At 62.4% G+C, this 16,371-nt stretch carries 14 protein-coding genes; 11 read left to right on the top strand and 3 right to left on the bottom strand.

Translation table 11 applies throughout. The features are described 5' to 3' along the window. Positions 1-123 precede the first annotated feature (123 nt). Positions 124-1,578 carry a glycosyltransferase family protein gene (locus GXY01S_RS17405; protein ID WP_082770900.1) on the top strand — a complete coding sequence of 485 codons (1,455 nt, stop codon included), beginning with the start codon at positions 124-126 and terminating at the stop codon, positions 1,576-1,578. 244 nt (positions 1,579-1,822) lie between these two features. On the opposite strand, the gene GXY01S_RS14525 is transcribed toward GXY01S_RS17405, so the two are convergent. Next, a complete protein-coding gene (locus GXY01S_RS14525; RefSeq protein WP_146222766.1) occupies positions 1,823-2,197 on the bottom strand; it encodes a hypothetical protein in 375 nt (124 codons plus the stop codon). A gap of 185 nt (positions 2,198-2,382) precedes the next feature. On the opposite strand from GXY01S_RS14525, the gene metH reads away from it, so the two are divergent. The 6 genes from metH (at position 2,383) to ybaK (ending at position 9,847) form a co-directional block, all read left to right on the top strand. Continuing rightward, positions 2,383-5,892: a methionine synthase gene (metH, locus tag GXY01S_RS14530; protein WP_061276260.1), complete on the top strand. Its 3,510-nt coding sequence runs from the start codon at positions 2,383-2,385 to the stop codon at positions 5,890-5,892. 69 nt (positions 5,893-5,961) lie between these two features. Further along, positions 5,962-6,372, top strand: a complete 411-nt coding sequence (locus GXY01S_RS14535) for a phosphoribosyl-ATP pyrophosphatase (protein WP_061276238.1) — start codon at positions 5,962-5,964, stop codon at positions 6,370-6,372. 174 nt (positions 6,373-6,546) lie between these two features. Continuing rightward, positions 6,547-7,071: a CvpA family protein gene (locus GXY01S_RS14540; RefSeq protein WP_061276240.1), complete on the top strand. Its 525-nt coding sequence runs from the start codon at positions 6,547-6,549 to the stop codon at positions 7,069-7,071. Positions 7,072-7,122: 51 nt separating this feature from the next. Continuing rightward, positions 7,123-8,637, top strand: coding sequence for an amidophosphoribosyltransferase (purF, locus tag GXY01S_RS14545; RefSeq protein WP_061276242.1), 1,515 nt, complete (start codon positions 7,123-7,125; stop codon positions 8,635-8,637). Beyond that, on the top strand, positions 8,634-9,374 hold the full coding sequence (locus GXY01S_RS14550; protein ID WP_061276244.1) for an SDR family NAD(P)-dependent oxidoreductase: 741 nt from the start codon (positions 8,634-8,636) through the stop codon (positions 9,372-9,374). Before purF ends, GXY01S_RS14550 begins: the two co-directional genes overlap by 4 nt. Next, positions 9,371-9,847 (top strand): Cys-tRNA(Pro) deacylase, encoded by a 477-nt coding sequence (ybaK, locus tag GXY01S_RS14555; protein ID WP_061276246.1) that lies wholly within the window; start codon positions 9,371-9,373, stop codon positions 9,845-9,847. The genes GXY01S_RS14550 and ybaK overlap by 4 nt, the downstream gene beginning before the upstream one ends. A gap of 94 nt (positions 9,848-9,941) precedes the next feature. Here ybaK and GXY01S_RS14560 read toward each other — a convergent pair whose 3' ends face one another. Both GXY01S_RS14560 and purD read right to left on the bottom strand, forming a co-directional pair. Continuing rightward, complete coding sequence (locus GXY01S_RS14560; protein WP_061276247.1) at positions 9,942-11,327, bottom strand: MFS transporter; 1,386 nt, start codon at positions 11,325-11,327, stop codon at positions 9,942-9,944. 211 nt (positions 11,328-11,538) lie between these two features. Further along, positions 11,539-12,834: a phosphoribosylamine--glycine ligase gene (gene purD, locus GXY01S_RS14565; protein ID WP_061276249.1), complete on the bottom strand. Its 1,296-nt coding sequence runs from the start codon at positions 12,832-12,834 to the stop codon at positions 11,539-11,541. A gap of 66 nt (positions 12,835-12,900) precedes the next feature. On the opposite strand from purD, the gene xseA reads away from it, so the two are divergent. The 4 genes from xseA (at position 12,901) to GXY01S_RS14585 (ending at position 16,334) form a co-directional block, all read left to right on the top strand. Then, positions 12,901-14,361, top strand: a complete 1,461-nt coding sequence (xseA, locus tag GXY01S_RS14570) for an exodeoxyribonuclease VII large subunit (protein WP_061276251.1) — start codon at positions 12,901-12,903, stop codon at positions 14,359-14,361. Between the two features lie 20 nt (positions 14,362-14,381). Further along, complete coding sequence (locus GXY01S_RS14575) at positions 14,382-14,753, top strand: BA14K family protein (protein ID WP_061276253.1); 372 nt, start codon at positions 14,382-14,384, stop codon at positions 14,751-14,753. A gap of 330 nt (positions 14,754-15,083) precedes the next feature. Continuing rightward, a complete protein-coding gene (locus GXY01S_RS14580) occupies positions 15,084-15,491 on the top strand; it encodes a helix-turn-helix domain-containing protein (RefSeq protein ID WP_061276255.1) in 408 nt (135 codons plus the stop codon). A gap of 126 nt (positions 15,492-15,617) precedes the next feature. Continuing rightward, positions 15,618-16,334: an OmpH family outer membrane protein gene (locus GXY01S_RS14585; protein WP_061276258.1), complete on the top strand. Its 717-nt coding sequence runs from the start codon at positions 15,618-15,620 to the stop codon at positions 16,332-16,334. Positions 16,335-16,371: the final 37 nt, after the last annotated feature.

Here is a 16,371-nt window from a genome sequence, read left to right on the forward strand (position 1 = left end):
AAGAAGTTCCAACGCATCGCCACCCATTCTCACGAAACGTAAAAATTCTTTCTCAATCTCGCCGCCGTCAAGTTGTGACCATCGTCTTTTATCCACCTGAATCGAGCAGGAAAAATCTTTACAATGTCTTTGCAAAAAAAAACGGATACAGAGTGGGTCGCGCCTTTAGGCTGGTGCCTTGCTATCGCATTCGCCGTCCGCATACTTATTAGTATATTTTTTCCAGCGTCCTTAAGATCTGATGAAATCTATCAATATTTTGAGCCCGCATTGCGTGCCGTTTCAGGTCACGGTGTTGTTACATGGGAGTGGCGTGACGGGATACGCTCATGGCTAGTTCCCGGCTTTATAGCAGGACTATTAAAAATTTCGGCTACATTCGGTTTGGGTTTTTCAGCCGAATTCGTGCGTTCCATATTCTGCTTTCTCTCCCTGCCCTTGGTGGCACTGAGCGTATGGGCTGGCTGGCGCCTCGGTGGCAGGCAAGGTGCATGGTTGTGCGGGTTAGGAATGGCTTTGTGGCCTGATGTTGCCAATGCAGGCCCACGACCGCTTGGAGAATATTTTGGTGGCAACATAATCGCAATGGCCACCATTCTTGGTTCGATCATATTGGGACAATGTAAGGACAATCCCAACCAGAAACCCTATATATTATTGTTATTGTGTGGTTTTTTGTTTGGATTAGGCGCTGCCATCCGCTTTCAGTTCATGCCGGCTGCATTTTTTGGACTGCTGTTCCTATCTTGGAAAGGTGGATTACGGACAGTATATCCAGTAATATTTTCTTTCCTGATTCCAATTATTATTCTTGGAATTATTGATTATGAAACATTAGATTATCCATTTCAGTCAATAATAAAAAATTATTATATGAATTCTACATTAGGAATCGCCAACAACTTTGGCAAAGAGTCAAAATTATATTTTGTAATGCAGTATATTGGTCTTTGGGGCTGCGCATCGATTGCTATTTTTATTCTTTGTAAAAAAGGCATATCTTCATGCGCATTTCCATTTTTTATGTCTATATGTATATTGTTTTATCATTCCTGCATATCACATAAGGAAATATCCTTTATATATCCCTCGATACCACTTCTAATTTTTACAGCGCTTGCGGGATTAGTATATTACGTTCAAGTTGAAAAAAATATAAAATTTATAAATTCTGTTTATTTGGTTGTTTTGTGCTGCCTTATTGTTTTTCATAGCGGCTACGAAAAAGAAATCAAAGAAAAGCAAGTTTATATAAAAATAGAAAAAATCGCATCCAAACAAACATATATATGTGGATTAGCTTTGTTGTACAGCGAAGTGAATTGGGCAGATTTTGGTGGATACACTTATATGAAAAAAGGAGTTCCACTATATTTATTCGACTCTATTAACGATTTATCCGATCATGCAGGAATGTACAGTCACGTAATAGGCACGGAATCATTTAAAGAATATAATCCCGAGGCCCAAACGGTCGCTTGTAAAAAAAATATCTGCCTTTATAAAGTATCGAACGCTTGTGATAAGGGTCAAGATTTTGATCAGATAAGCAAAAAATTAAAAGTACTTGGAAAATAGATATTCATAAAATAAATGTCTATCTTTGCAGAACAATTTCAACTGACCAGACACCTATTAACCCTCTTGAATAATCCAATGAACTGCATGGCTTCTTATGATAAGCCTGCAGTCCATAACTTTTGACCGGATCGGGCCATATGGGAACTGTTAATCGAAGACATCCGTTCAAAATCCATAAAATCTTCTGCGGACAATATCCAAAATTTTCCGGCGTCATCAGAAATATGATGCAAAACTGATTTCATTTCAGGCAAAACCGTGCCTGCGCCAGCACATCTTGCGCCACATCGGCACGCCATGCCGCCTGCTGCCCGGGCGGCGGCACCACGGCCACGCGGGTGAACCATTTCTGGCCACCCGTCGCGCGCTGGCGAAAAATTTCACCCAGCACCCCGGCCAGCCCCCCGCGTGGGGTACAGCACAGGCAGCCCGCCGCGTGCTGCGCGAAAGCGGTCGGTGTGGAACGCACCATTACCACGCCTGCCCAGCCTTCAGCCGGGTCAGGCGCGCAGCCATCACTCACCAGCAGCAGCGTATCGGCACGGGGGGTCAAAGACGTACCCGCCGCCAGAAATTCCAGCGCGATGCGCCCATCCGTCATTATGGCATGCTCCACGTCTCGTCACTCCGGGCCTGTGGCGTTTTTCCATTTGAGCCAATGATGCTGGACACCAGCGGAAAGTTCGGGGAATAAAAGGCACCGGACCAATCCATATGCAAGCCCGGCCCGGACAGACCGTGCTGGAAAACCGCGGCAAACACTGGCTTTTGCCCGGCATTTATCAGGATTTCAGGATAACCATGACCACTCGCCCCCACCTTCTCGATGCCCTCCGCGACCAGGTCCTGCTGTGTGACGGCGGGATGGGTTCGCGCGTCCAGCTTCTGGACCTTGAGGTCGAACGTGATTACTGGGGGCAGGAAAACTGCACCGAAATCCTCAATCTCTCGCGCCCCGAACTGGTGCGTGAAATCCACCGTGGCTACTTCGAGGCCGGGGCCGACATGGTGGAAACCAACAGCTTTGGCGGCTCGCCCATCACCCTGGCCGAATTCGGGCTGGCGGACCGCGCGCGCGAGATCAACCGCACCGCAGGCCACCTGGCGCGTGAAGCCGCCGAGACCTTTGCCGATGGCCGCCACCGCTATGTGGTGGGCTCCATCGGGCCGGGCACCAAGCTGCCTTCGCTGGGCAATATCGACTACGACACGCTCGAAGCGGGCCTGACCGAGCAGTGCCGCGGCCTGATCGAGGGCGGCGTGGACTGCTTCCTCATCGAGACATGCCAGGACACACTCCAGATCAAGGCCGCCGTGAACGCAGCCAAGATCGCACGCGCCGAGATGGGTGTTGATACCCCCATTTTCGTGCAGGTTACGGTCGAGACCACGGGCACGCTGCTCGTCGGCCCCGACATTGCGGCAGCCGCCACGGTCATCAACGCGCTCGATGTGCCGCTGATGGGCCTGAACTGCGCCACCGGCCCGCAGGAAATGGCCGAGCACGTGCGCTGGCTGAGCGAGAACTGGCCCGGCCTGATCTCGGTCCAGCCCAATGCGGGCCTGCCTGAACTGGTCAACGGCACCACCCACTACCCGCTTACCCCCGCCGAAATGGCAAGCTGGGTGGACCGCTTCATTACCGAGGACGGCCTGAACCTGATCGGCGGCTGCTGCGGCACCTCCACGCCCCACACGCAGGCGCTCGACCAGATGCTGCGCCGTCGCGCCGAGGGCACGGGCCGCATCCGCCCCGCCCCGGTGGCCCGCAAGCCGGTGTGGATTCCCTCGGTCGCCAGCCTGTATTCGCAGGTGCCGCTACGGCAGGAGAACAGCTATTTCTCGATCGGCGAGCGCTGCAACGCCAACGGGTCGAAAAAATGGCGGCAGTTGCAGGAAGCCGGCGACTGGGATGGCTGTGTGGCGCTGGGCCGCGAGCAGGTGGCCGAAGGCTCGAACGCGCTCGACATCTGCACCGCCTTCGTCGGCCGTGACGAAATGCGCGAGATGAACGCGGTCATCACCCGCTTCACCTCCTCGGTCAACGCGCCGCTGGTCATCGATTCCACCGAGACGCCGGTGATCGAGGCCGCCCTGAAGCTGCATGGCGGCAAGCCCATCATCAACTCCATCAACTTCGAGGATGGGGAAGCCATTGCCAACGAGCGCATGCTGCTCGCACGCAAATTCGGCGCCTCCGTCATCGCCCTGACCATTGATGAAGTGGGCATGGCCAAGACGGCGGAAGACAAGCTGCGCATTGCCACCCGCCTGGTCGAGTTTGCCTGTGAAAAGCACGGCCTGCCGCAATCCGACCTGATGATCGACCCGCTCACGTTTACCATCGGCACCGGCACGGAAGATGACCGCAAGCTGGGCGAATGGACGCTGGAGGGCATCCGCCTCATCCGCGAGCGCTTCCCCGATATCCAGATCGTGCTGGGGCTGTCGAACATCTCGTTTGGCCTTAACCCGGCCGCGCGCGCGGTGCTGAACTCGGTGTTCCTTGACCACGCGGTGCGCGCGGGCATGACGGCGGCGATCGTGCATGTCTCGAAAATCCGCCCGCTGCACCTCATCGCCGCCGAGGAAGTGAAGGTGGCCGAGGACCTGATCTTCGACCGCCGCGCCGAGGGCTACGACCCGCTGCAGCGCATGCTCGAAATCTTCGCCGACCGCAAGGCCGCCGACGCAGTCAAGAAAGCCCGCGCCGAGACCGCGCCCGAGCGGCTCAAGGACCGCATTGTCGATGGCGACCGCAAGGGGCTGGAAGACGATCTGGCGGAAGCCATGCGCGACATGGCCCCGCTCGATATCATCAACACCGTGCTGCTCGATGGCATGAAGGTGGTGGGCGAACTGTTTGGCGCGGGCAAGATGCAGCTTCCCTTCGTGCTGCAATCCGCCGAGACGATGAAGGCCGCCGTGGCGTGGCTGGAGCCGCACATGGAGCGCAGCGAGGGGCAGGCCCGTGGCACCATGGTGCTGGCCACGGTCAAGGGCGACGTGCATGACATCGGCAAGAACCTTGTCGATATCATCCTGACCAATAACGGCTACCGGGTCATCAATCTCGGCATCAAGGTGCCGGTGGCCGACATGATTGCGGCAGCCCGCGAGCACAAGGCCGATGCGATCGGCATGTCGGGCCTGCTGGTCAAGTCTACCGTCATCATGCGCGAAAACCTTGAGGAAATGAACCGGCAGGGCGTGGACGTGCCGGTCATGCTCGGCGGTGCCGCGCTGACCCGCAACTATGTGGAAGAGGACTGCACCGCAGCCTATGGCGAGGGCGGGCGCGTGGCCTATGCGCGTGATGCGTTCGATGGCCTCTCACTGATGGACAAGGTGGCGCAGGGCGAGTTCGACACCTACCTCGCCGCCATCCAGTCCCGCCGCGCGGGCAAGGCCACGCGCACCAACCGCACGCAGGATCTCGAGGCTGCGGAAAACCGGGGCTTCGGCCCGGTGGACATAGCCGCCGCCCGCGCCCGGCGCGAGAAGCTGACAGCCGATGAACCCGTTCTGACCCCGCCCTTCTGGGGTCCGCGCGTGCTTGAAGCAACACCGGAGGCGGTGCTGCCGTTCCTCAATGAGCGCTCGCTGTACCAGTTCCAGTGGGGCTTCCGCAAACAGGGCCGCTCGCTTGATGACTTCATGGTCTGGGCGCGCAAGGAACTGCGCCCGGTGCTGCGCCACATGCTGGCCCTGTGCGCCGAGCAGGACATTTTGCACCCCAAGGCCAGCTACGGCTACTGGAAGGCGGCGGGCGAGGGCAACGACCTCGTGCTGTTTGGTGAGGACGGCACCACCGAGGCCGCCCGCTTCACCCTGCCCCGCCAGCCCCGCGCGGATGGCGCCTGCATTGCCGACTTCGTGCGCGACATTGATGACAAACAGCGCGACGTGATCGGCCTGCAGGTGGTGACCGTGGGGCAGGATGCCTCCGACCGCGCACGGGAATGGTTCGAGGCCGATCGCTACAAGGATTACCTCTACCTGCATGGCCTGTCGGTCGAGATGGCGGAAGCCATGGCGGAATACACCCACAAGCGCATCCGCGCCGAGATGGGCTTCGCTGCCGAGGATGACCGCGACATGGCAAAACTGCTCCAGCAGGGCTATCGCGGCTCGCGCTACTCGTTTGGCTACCCCGCCTGCCCCCGGCTTGAGGAGCAGGAGCCGATCCTCAAGCTGCTCGATGCACAAAAGATCGGGGTTTCGCTCACCGATGGCTTCCAGCTCCACCCCGAGCAGTCCACCTCGGCGCTGGTCATTTTCAACCCACACGCGAAGTATTTCTCGATCTGATAAAAACGGCGTCCCGCAGCCCTGCGGGACGTGTTGACCGGTGCGGAAAATGGTGCCCATCATTGCATTATGTTTCGCCCCCGCCACACGCCATCCACACCCGCTGATGCGCCGGGCGCCGACCACGCGCTCGGCCGCCTGCTGGCGCGGCTGCACACGGCAGCCCCTTCCGCAGCCCAGGACAACAACCGCGCCACGCGCCACGCGGGGCGCGCCTTTACCTGTGCCGCCGAGCAATGCGTGATGGACCTCATGACCGCTGACCACGCGGGACTGGTGGAACACAGCGCCGATGTACTGACCCACCTGCTGCAGGTCTGGGCAGCGGCCGGCATCGACCCCGAGGATGTCTGGACCGAGATCGACCGCCGCACCCGCATGGGCAACCTGCTGCTGGCACTCAACACCGCCGAGCGCACCTCCGCCCCCACCCGCGCGCGCAGGCGGCCATGGAAGATCCGCACCACCAAGCTGCCCTGAGCGGCAGGCGCCCCATAACGACACGAAATCGCAACGAACCGTTTTTTGGCCTAGCCGCTGCGGCATGCGGGTGGCATAAGCTGGCCGCAGGCGGAACAGCAGGGAATGTCGCGATAAGATGGACCGGGTCCATGCCTGTTACGTGCCCGTGGGGCCTGCCCCGGCCGGGCACGCATGAACTGGATTGACATCACGGCCCTCGCCATTGCCGGGCTGTCGGGGGTGGTGGGCATTGTGCGCGGCTTCTCACGCGAGGTGCTTGGCCTTGCCGCCTGGGTCATGGCCACCATCCTGGCCGTGGCATGGTACGGCGCGCTGATGCCCTACGCCACGCAATGGATCAGCAACCACATGCTGGCCTCGTTTGCCTCGTTTGCGGTGCTGTTCCTGGCCCTTCTTGTCATTTTCACCACCACTGCCCATCTATCGGGTCGGGCGGTGCAGGGGTCCATCCTGTCTGGACTGGACCGCGTGCTTGGCCTGCTGTTCGGGCTGGTGCGGGGTTATGTGTGCCTTGTGCTGATCTATGCGGGCATTACCGCCCTCGTGCCCGCCAATGAATGGCCCGAGGTGATGCGTACCAGCCAGATCATGCCCCTTATCGGCAACAGCGTGACCTATCTTCACGCTCACGCGCCCGATAACTTCCCCGCGCATCTTGCGCAACCCGCCGGGACGCGGCATGACGCGCCCATCTGAACCTTATCGTCGGTCTCCGCCGCCCCGTCCGTCAAGGAAAGATCGCCCACCATGTCCCGCACCAGCCTGCACACCACATCCGGTAACCCGCCCACCCAGCACGAGCGCGATGACATCGCCGCCCAGTGGCGCCATGACGATGACAAGCCGCATGAGGAATGTGGGGTCTTTGGCGTATGGAACACCAAGGATGCCTCCGCGCTGACCGCCCTTGGCCTGCATGCGCTCCAGCATCGCGGGCAGGAAGCCAGCGGCATCGTGTCCTATGATGGCGAGCGCTTCCACACCCACAAGGGGCTGGGGCTGGTGGGCGACGTGTTTGGCGATGCCCGCGTCATGGCCACCCTGCCCGGTAGTTGCGCGGTGGGCCACAACCGCTACGCCACCACGGGTGCGACGCTGATCCGCAACGTGCAGCCGCTGTTTGCCGATTTCGAGTTTGGCGGGCTGGCGGTGGCCCATAACGGCAACCTGACCAATGCCGAGACCCTGCGCAAGGCGCTGGTGCGGCGCGGCTGCATCTTCCAGTCCACCACCGATAGCGAGGTGTTCATCCACCTCATCGCCATCTCGCTCTATTCCAACGTGGTTGACCGGCTGATCGATGCGCTCAAGCAGGTGCTTGGCGCGTATTCGCTGATCGTGCTGTCGCGTGATGAACTGATTGGCGTGCGCGACCCGCTGGGCGTGCGCCCGCTGATCCTGGGCCGCATCCGCGAGGAAGACGGCACGGAAGGCGCCTGGGTGCTGGCCAGCGAGACCTGCGCGCTCGACATCGTGGGCGCCGAGTTCGTGCGTGACGTGGAACCGGGCGAGATCGTCATCATCAATGACGAGGGCATCCGCTCGGTGCGACCGTTCAACAACACGCAGTCGCGTTTCTGCGTGTTTGAATACATCTATTTCGCCCGCCCCGATTCGGTCATGGATGGCCGCGCGGTATATGACACCCGCAAGCAGATCGGCGTGGAACTGGCGCGTGAAAGCGCCGTCGAGGCCGACGTGATCGTGCCGGTGCCCGATTCCGGCGTGCCCTCGGCCATGGGCTTTGCCACCGAGAGCGGCATTCCCTTCGAGCTTGGCATCATCCGCAACCATTACGTGGGCCGCACCTTCATCGAGCCGACCGACCAGATCCGCAACCTTGGCGTCAAGATGAAGCATTCCACCAACCGCCCGGTGCTTGATGGCAAGCGCGTGGTGCTGGTCGATGACTCCATCGTGCGCGGCACGACCTCGCGCAAGATCGTGGACATGGTGCGCGCGGCCGGTGCGAAGGAAGTGCATATGCGCATCTCCTCGCCGCCCACCACGCATTCGTGCTTCTACGGCATCGACACGCCCGAGCGCAGCCAGTTGCTGGCCGCCCAGCACAATGTTGAGGAAATGGCCAGGCTGATCGGCGTGGACAGCCTCGCCTTCATCTCGTTTGACGGGCTGTACCGCGCGCTTGGCTACAAGGACCGCAAGAGTGCCGCCAACCGCTACTGCGATGCCTGCTTTACCGGCGACTACCCGATCGAACTGGTGGATTACGAGGCCGAACACCACCCTGAACCCGCATGACCAACCCCGCCACCATGGCCGATGCCCCGGTGGCGCTCGTAACCGGCGCCAGCCGGGGCATCGGGCAGGCGGTGGCCATTGCACTGGCGCGCGCGGGCATGCGCTGCATCCTGACCGCGCGCACGCAGGGCGGGCTGGAACAGGCGGATGACCAGATCCGCCAGCACACCGGCCACAGCGCCACCCTGCTGCCGCTTGACCTGACCGATGGCGAAAAGCTCGACACGCTCGGCCCTTCCATCGCGGCCGGCTTCGGGCGGCTGGACTGCGTGGTGCACTGCGCGGGCACGCTGGGCATGCTCTCGCCGCTGGCGCACCTGCAACCCAAGGACTGGGAGCGCGCGCTGCAAACCGGCCCGCTCACCACATGGCGGCTGATCCGCACGCTTGCCCCCCTGCTTGAGCGCGCGCCTGCGGGCCGTGCGGTATTCCTGACCGACCGGCATGCCTGCCAGCCCGCACCCTTCTGGGGGCTGGTCGCCGCCACGCGGGCGGCGCAGGAGGCCATTGTGAGCACATGGGTGCGCGAACTGCCCACGGCCAGCCCGCTGCGCATCAACCTGTTTGAACCCGGCCCCGTCGCCACCCGCCTGCGCAGGCTGGCCATGCCCGCGCTCGACATGGCCAGCCTGCCCACGCCCCACGACATTGCGCCCCATATCGCAAGGCTGTGCCAGCCCGGCCCCCAGCCGCAGGGCCAGTACATAACGCCTGACCTGCAGGAGTTCGTGGCATGAGCACCAAGGCAACGCCGGGTACAGCCGCCCTGCAGAAGGCAGGCATCACCTTCGAAGTGGTGGAATATGAATACGACCCCACCGCAGGCCAGACCGGCAACCACGCCGCAGCCGCCATAGGCGAGAACCCCGAGCGCGTGTTCAAGACGCTGATGGTGCTTGTCGATGGCAAACCAGCCTGCGTGGTGGTGCCGGTGGCAGCCAGCCTGAGCATGAAAAAGGTGGCCGCGGCCTTCGGCGGCAAATCGGCGGAGATGATGCCGCCCGCCAATGCCGAGCGCAGCACGGGCTTCCGCGTAGGCGGCATCAGCCCGTTTGGCCAGCGCAAACGCGTGCGCACGGCCCTTGCGCGCGAGGCGCTGGACCAGCCTTATGTCATCATCAACGGGGGCAAGCGCGGCTATCTGGTGCGCCTTTCGGCAGCCGATGCCATTGCCGCGACGGGTGCCGTGACAGCTGACCTGCTGGCCTGAAAAACAAAATTTTCCGGATGCCGCCTTTTTTCAAAAAAGCGGCGTTCCCTGAAGCTTTTTGAAAAAAGCTTCACCAAAAACCTTTATCTTTTCATCATCGCGTCGCGGGCCGCCAGATCAGGCGGGTAGCGCTGCACAGCGCGCCGGTCATGGCCACGACCGCGCCAAAGCCCAGGCAGTCGCGTTCCGCGCCATGGGCAATCAGGCCAAAGGCCATGGCCACGCACATGGCCCCGGTCGCCTGCCCGCACTGCCGGGCAATCTGCACCATGCCCGAAGCCCCGCCCGAGCGCCCCGGCGGCGCCGTTACCATCATCACCCGGTTATTGGGCGGCTGGAAGATGCCAAACCCCATGCCCGCCAGCATGATGCGCCAGGCAATATTGAACCAGCCCGGATCAGGCGGGAGCAGGTACAGCGCCAGGAACCCCATCGAGGTCATGAACAGCCCCACCGAGGACAGGATGGCCGCAGGCACCCTGTCGCTCAGGCGGCTGATGAGCGGCGAGACCGCCATGATTCCCACCGGCCACGGTGTCATGAGCAGGCCCACGGTTGCGGGCGGATAATGCAACATCGACTGCAACGTGAACGGAAACGAGATCATGAACAGGTTGGAGGCGACAAAGGCCACGAACCCCACCAGCGTGCCAATGCGAAAGGCGGGAATGCGCAGCATGTCGATGGGGAACATGGGGTGCGTCTGCCCGTGCTGGCGGCGCACCAGCAGCACGCCCGCCGCAATACCGGCCACCAGCAGGCCCGCCACCTGGGCCGCGCCCGCATGGTGGGCCACGGAATCACCGGCCATGATCAGCGCGCCAAACGCCACCACGTTGAGCACCGCGCTCACGCCATCGAACGAGCCGGGACTGACCGGCGTGCGCGGCAGCGACACCAGCGCCAGCACGAGGGCCGTGGCCCCCAGGGGAATGTTGATGAGGAACAGCCACGGCCATGTGGCAAATGACAGGATGATCGAGGCCACGGTCGGCCCGCCGCCCACGCCAAGGGCCACCATCAGCCCGTTGAGCGCAATGCCGCGCCCGATGATGGCATGCGGATAGATGAAGCGGATCAGCGCGATGCTGACACTCATGATGCACGCGCCGCCCACGCCCTGCACCGCGCGCGCCAGCGAGAGCATGAGCAATGAATGCGACATGGCGCAGAACAGCGAGGCCACGGTCAGCAGCGCCAGCCCGATCTGGCACAGCCATGCAAAGCCGATGCGCGTGCCCAGCGCCGCCATGGGCAGCAGCGAGACCACGGAGGCAAGCTGGTAGGCATTGACGATCCAGACCGACGCGGCGGGCGAGACATGAATATCCGCCGCAATCGTGGGCAGCGCCACGTTGGCGATGGCGTAATCAAGCAGGGCCAGCAGCACCGCAAGGGCGATGGCGGTCACGGCACGCACGCGGGCCGCGCCATGCAGGCCTTCGCCTTCGGTCAGGACAGGTTTTGGTTGGGGGGGCATGGCAGGAGCTTTTCAGGGCGGGAAGAAAAAATGTTCTGTTATGTAAACAATATCCGGGACTGCCCTGCCTCTCAATCCGCCGGGGCAGAAGGCGGCCTGAAAAGGCTATCCACCCAGCATCGTGCAAATCATGGAAAAGTTTTTGGTGAAGCTTTTTTTTAAAAGCTTCGAAAGACGTCGCCTTTTTGAAAAAAGGCGATACCCGGAACTTTTATTCCTTACCCATTTTTTCCTGTGCCGCGAGCGCACGCTGGCCAATATCATGGCGGTAGATGCCGTCAGGCCAGTCGATCAGCCCCACGGCCTCATAGGCCCGCGCACGGGCCTGCGCCAGTGTATCGCCCGTGGCGCATACGGCCAGCACGCGGCCTCCGGCGGCCACGAGTTCACCCGCGTCATCACGCTTCGTACCTGCCTGAAACACATGCACATCGGGCAGCGCCCCGGCTGCCGCGAGGTTACGGATCACGCCGCCGGTGACCGGCCTGCCGGGATACCCCTTCGCCGCCATGATGACACTGATGGAAGACTGGCCGGAAAAACGGATATCCGTGCCCGCAAGGTCACCCTTCGCCACGCCAGCAAGCGCGGTGAGCAGGTCGCTTTCCAGCCGGATCAGCAGGGCCTCGGCCTCCGGGTCACCAAAGCGGACGTTGTATTCGATCAGTTGCGGGCCATCGTTCGTGAGCATCAGGCCCGCGAAGATGATGCCGGTGAACGGCGTGCCGCGCCGGGCCATCTCGCGCAGCATGGGGCGGACCAGCACATCGAGGGCGGCTTCCTGCTGTTCGCGGCCAAAGCCGGTGGGCGGCGAGACCGCGCCCATGCCGCCGGTATTGGGGCCGGTATCACCGTCGCCAATGCGCTTGTGGTCCTGTGCCGCACCGATCAGCACCGCCGTCTCACCCGCGCAGAAGGCGAAGAGCGAGACCTCGTCGCCCACAAGGCAATCCTCGATCACCACGCTGTGGCCCGCCTGGCCCAGCGTGCCATCGGTCATCATGTCGGTAATGGCCTGCTCGGCCTCGGCCACGCTCAGGGCCACGACCACGCCCTTGCCCGCGGCCAACCCGTCCGCCTTGACCACCACGGGCGCGCCGTGGCGGCGCACGTAGTCCAGCGCGGGCGCGGCTGCATCAAAGCGTTCCCACCGCGCGGTGGGAATGCCTGCCGCGTCACACACTTCCTTGGTGAAGGTCTTGCTGCCCTCAAGGGCGGCGGCGGCCCGGGTGGGGCCTGCGCACGCAATGCCCGCCGCCTTGCACGCATCGGCCAGGCCCGCCACCAAGGGCGCCTCGGGGCCGGGCACCACAAGGTCAATGCGCTCTTGCTGCGCCAGGGCGATCAGGCCCGCCACGTCATCGGCTTTCACGGCGCAGTTGGTGCCCAGTGCGGCAGTGCCGGGGTTGCCCGGCGCGATGAACAGGGCCTCAAGTCGCGGCGAGCGCGCCATGGCCGCGGCCATGGCATGTTCCCGTCCGCCTGATCCAACCAGCAGCACCCGCATCACTTGTTTCTCCCGTTTTTCATCTCTGCCCTTTCGGGGTGGCCGTCTCTATCATACCTTGTGCGGATGGTTGAACAGTTTCCCGACTCCGGCCGCGCCATGGGCGGCAATACGCCTGAATTTTCGGTGGCCGAGATTTCAGGCGCCATCCGCCGCGTGCTCGAGGGCACGTTTGGCCGCATCCGCGTACGCGGCGAGATTACCGAATTCAAGCGCTACCCTTCGGGCCACCTGTATTTCTCGCTCAAGGATGAAGGGGGCAAGCTCTCCTCGGTGGTGTGGCGCGGCACGGTCTCGCGGCTGGGGCTGAAGCCGGAGAACGGGGTGGAAGTCATCGCCACGGGCAAGATTTCATCCTATGGCGAGCGCTCATCGTACCAGATGGTAATCGACCGGCTGGAATATGCGGGCGAAGGCGCACTGCTGGCCCGGATTGAACGCCTGCGCCTGCGGCTGGCACAGGAGGGACTGTTTGACGCCGAACGCAAGCGCCCCCTGCCCTTCCTGCCGCGCCTGATTGGCGTCGTGACATCGGCGCAGGGCGCCGTGCTGCATGATATCCGCACCACCATCGCCCGGCGCTTTCCCCTGCCGGTTCTGGTCTGGCCGGTGCCGGTGCAGGGCGAAGGGGCTGCCGAGCGCATTGCCCATGCCATTGCAGGTTTTGATGCGATTGGCCCCCAAAGCGGCGTGCCCCGCCCTGACGTGCTGATCGTGGCGCGTGGCGGCGGCTCGCTGGAAGACCTGATGGCCTTCAATGATGAAGAGGTGCTGCGGGCGGTAGCGGCATGTCGCATTCCGGTCATTTCCGCCGTGGGGCACGAGACCGATACCACGCTGATCGACTTCGTATCCGACCAGCGCGCCCCCACGCCCACGGCGGCGGCCGAGATGGCCGTGCCGGTGCGCGCCGAGCTTGAAGCAGGCCTGGCCCAGCGTGCCGTCCGGCTGCGCAGCGGGCTGGAACGTAGCCTGCAACTGGCCCGCGCCCGGCTGGACCGGGCCGCTGCGGGCCTGCCCGACCTGCCTGCGGTGGTGGAAAACGCCCGCCGCAGGCTTGATGACCGCGCCTACCGCCTTGACCTTGCCCTGCCCGCCCGCCTGAGCCGCCTGCGCGACCGGGTGCGCAACGCCTCTGACCACCTGCCCGCCCCCCAGATGATCCTGGCCCTGCGCCGCGCGGAACTCAACCGCGTGGGCACCGCCAGCCAGCAGGCCATGGGCAGCCTGCTGCATCGGCGCGCCGCCACCCTTGGCCGCCTGCGCGTGCCGCCCGCCGTGCTGGTGTCGCAGTTGCGGGCCAGCAAAAGCGTGCTGGCGGGGGCCGCAGGGCAGCTTGAATCCCTCTCGCCCCAGGCGGTGCTGGAGCGGGGCTACGTGCTGGTGACTGACCGCGCGGGCCGACCACTGGCCCAGGCGGCGCAGGCACGGGTCGAGCCCGAGGTGATCATGACCTTTGCCGATGGCACGGTCGCAGCCCGTCCCCTTGAAGCGACGCCCGGCCCGCAGGGGCAACTGGATCTGTAATGCATAGACGGGCACTGCACATGACCTTACGCTCACGATTTTGCGCCACACTGGCAGTCCTGCTGCTTGGCGCCTGCACGCATAATGCACCCGCTCCCCATGCGGCGGCCCGGCCCGCGGCCACGCCGGGCCGCATCCCGCCACAGGACTTCGCCCCCGGCCTGACGGGCGAGGAAGGCGCGCCGCATGAAGGCACCATCCTGACCAACGACCCTTCCGCCCCTGCCGATACGCCGCTCTGTGGCCACGCAGCACGGGAAGCCAATGCCATGGGCGCTACAATCCACCCCGAGGTTACGCCCACTGCCAGCAGTTGCGCGGCCAATGCCTGCTTCGATGCCCAGACCGGCACCTACATCGCCGCCGATGGCAGCCGCCGGGTCTGCCGTTAAGAGGGGTTTTTTGAAAACAAACCGTTAATAAGAAATAACGAAAGTTTTTGGTGAAGCTTTTTTCAAAAAGCTTCGAAAGAACGCCGCCTTTTGAAAAAAGGCCGGCACCCAAAAACTTTTATCATTTCAGGGCATTACCTAGCCTGATGTTACCAGACAGCCGCACGGGACCGGCCCATAGAAGCGGGCTGCATGGGTCATATGCCCAAGGCGGGCAGGCGCGCGCCACATTCCCATTGACTTGGCCGGAAGGGATGGTCGAGTTTCAAGGGCATCATGACCCTGCCCCCCTCGTCCGGCCCCATAGGTGAGCAACAGGCGACGGTCCACATGTTTCCCCTCAAGCGCATGCTCTCGATGCGTGAGGCGGCGGAATATGTCGGGATCACGCCGCGCAGGCTCCGTAGCCTGCGACTGGTGGGGGCAGGCCCGCATGCCGCCATGCGCCATGGCCGCAAGGCGATGTTCCGCATCGAAGACCTTGATGAATACGTGGATGGCCTGTACCGCCGGGCCAATATCTCCCACACCGAGCAGGCCCGCCAGCGCACCGAGTGGCGCGGCAGGCTCGCAGCCCTCCCCGATGACGCACGCGTCAGGCTGTCCGATTCTTTCATGCAGATCGTAACGCGGGACGAATTGCTGGAAAAAGGCGCCAACCGGGGCTTCAGGGTCCTGTTTCTGGGCGGGCTGTGCCTTATTTTCCTGTCACATACGCCACTGATCTGGCGGCTATAGGGGCCTCGTTTGGCCATTTCGTGCCAAAGGCGCTTTTTCTGCCTGTGCGGGGATGTTCTTTCGCCATACGATCCGCTACGCAGAAACCACGATAGCGGAACAATAATGGATCGGATAATGACAGGTATGCGGAGCAGCATTATGGCCCGGACCGGACACGCCCGCCTGCGTGGCGCGCTTTGTGGGCTGGCTATTGCCCTGACCCCGGCCCTTGCCATGGCGCAGGACGCCGGTGGCCAGCAGCAGAACCCCATTCTGCCCATGCCGCCCGTGCCGGAATTCAAGCCCCTGCCTGCTGGCACCAAGCCCGCGGCGCCTGTTATCGGCATCTTCAACACCCAGCAGATCATGGCGCAGTCCACTGCCGTGCAGAAGCTGCAGACCGAGCTGGGCAACCGCCGCGAAGCGTTGGTCAAGGACGTACGCGCCGAGGACACGCAGTTGCAGGCGCTGCGCCAGTCCATCATCAAGGCAGGCAAGGCACCCACGCCCGAGCAGCAGCAGGACCTGCAGAAGCGCGTGATGGCCGACCGCACCAAGTTCGGCAATCGCAACCGCATCCTTGAAGAAGACGCGCAGGTGGCCCTCAATCAGGTGCAGCGTGAAATGCAGCAGGTCGTCAGCGCCATTGCCGCCGCCCGTGGCATGAACCTGGTGCTGCAGGCCGGCACCGCCGCCTTGCATGATAATAGCCTCGATATCAGCGATCAGGTCGTGACCTACCTCAACCAGGTGCTGCCCACCGTTTACCTGCCTGGCCCCACGGAAGACCCCGAGGAAATTGCCAAGAGCGGCAAATACCCTGTCATGCCGTTCCAGCCTGCTGATAACGGCGGCGAGTAACGCTTAAGGTCTTTAATGATAAAAGTTTTTGGGTGCC

The sequence above is a fragment of the Komagataeibacter xylinus NBRC 15237 genome, from assembly GCF_001571345.1.
GTDB classification, from domain to species: Bacteria; Pseudomonadota; Alphaproteobacteria; order Acetobacterales; family Acetobacteraceae; genus Komagataeibacter; species Komagataeibacter xylinus.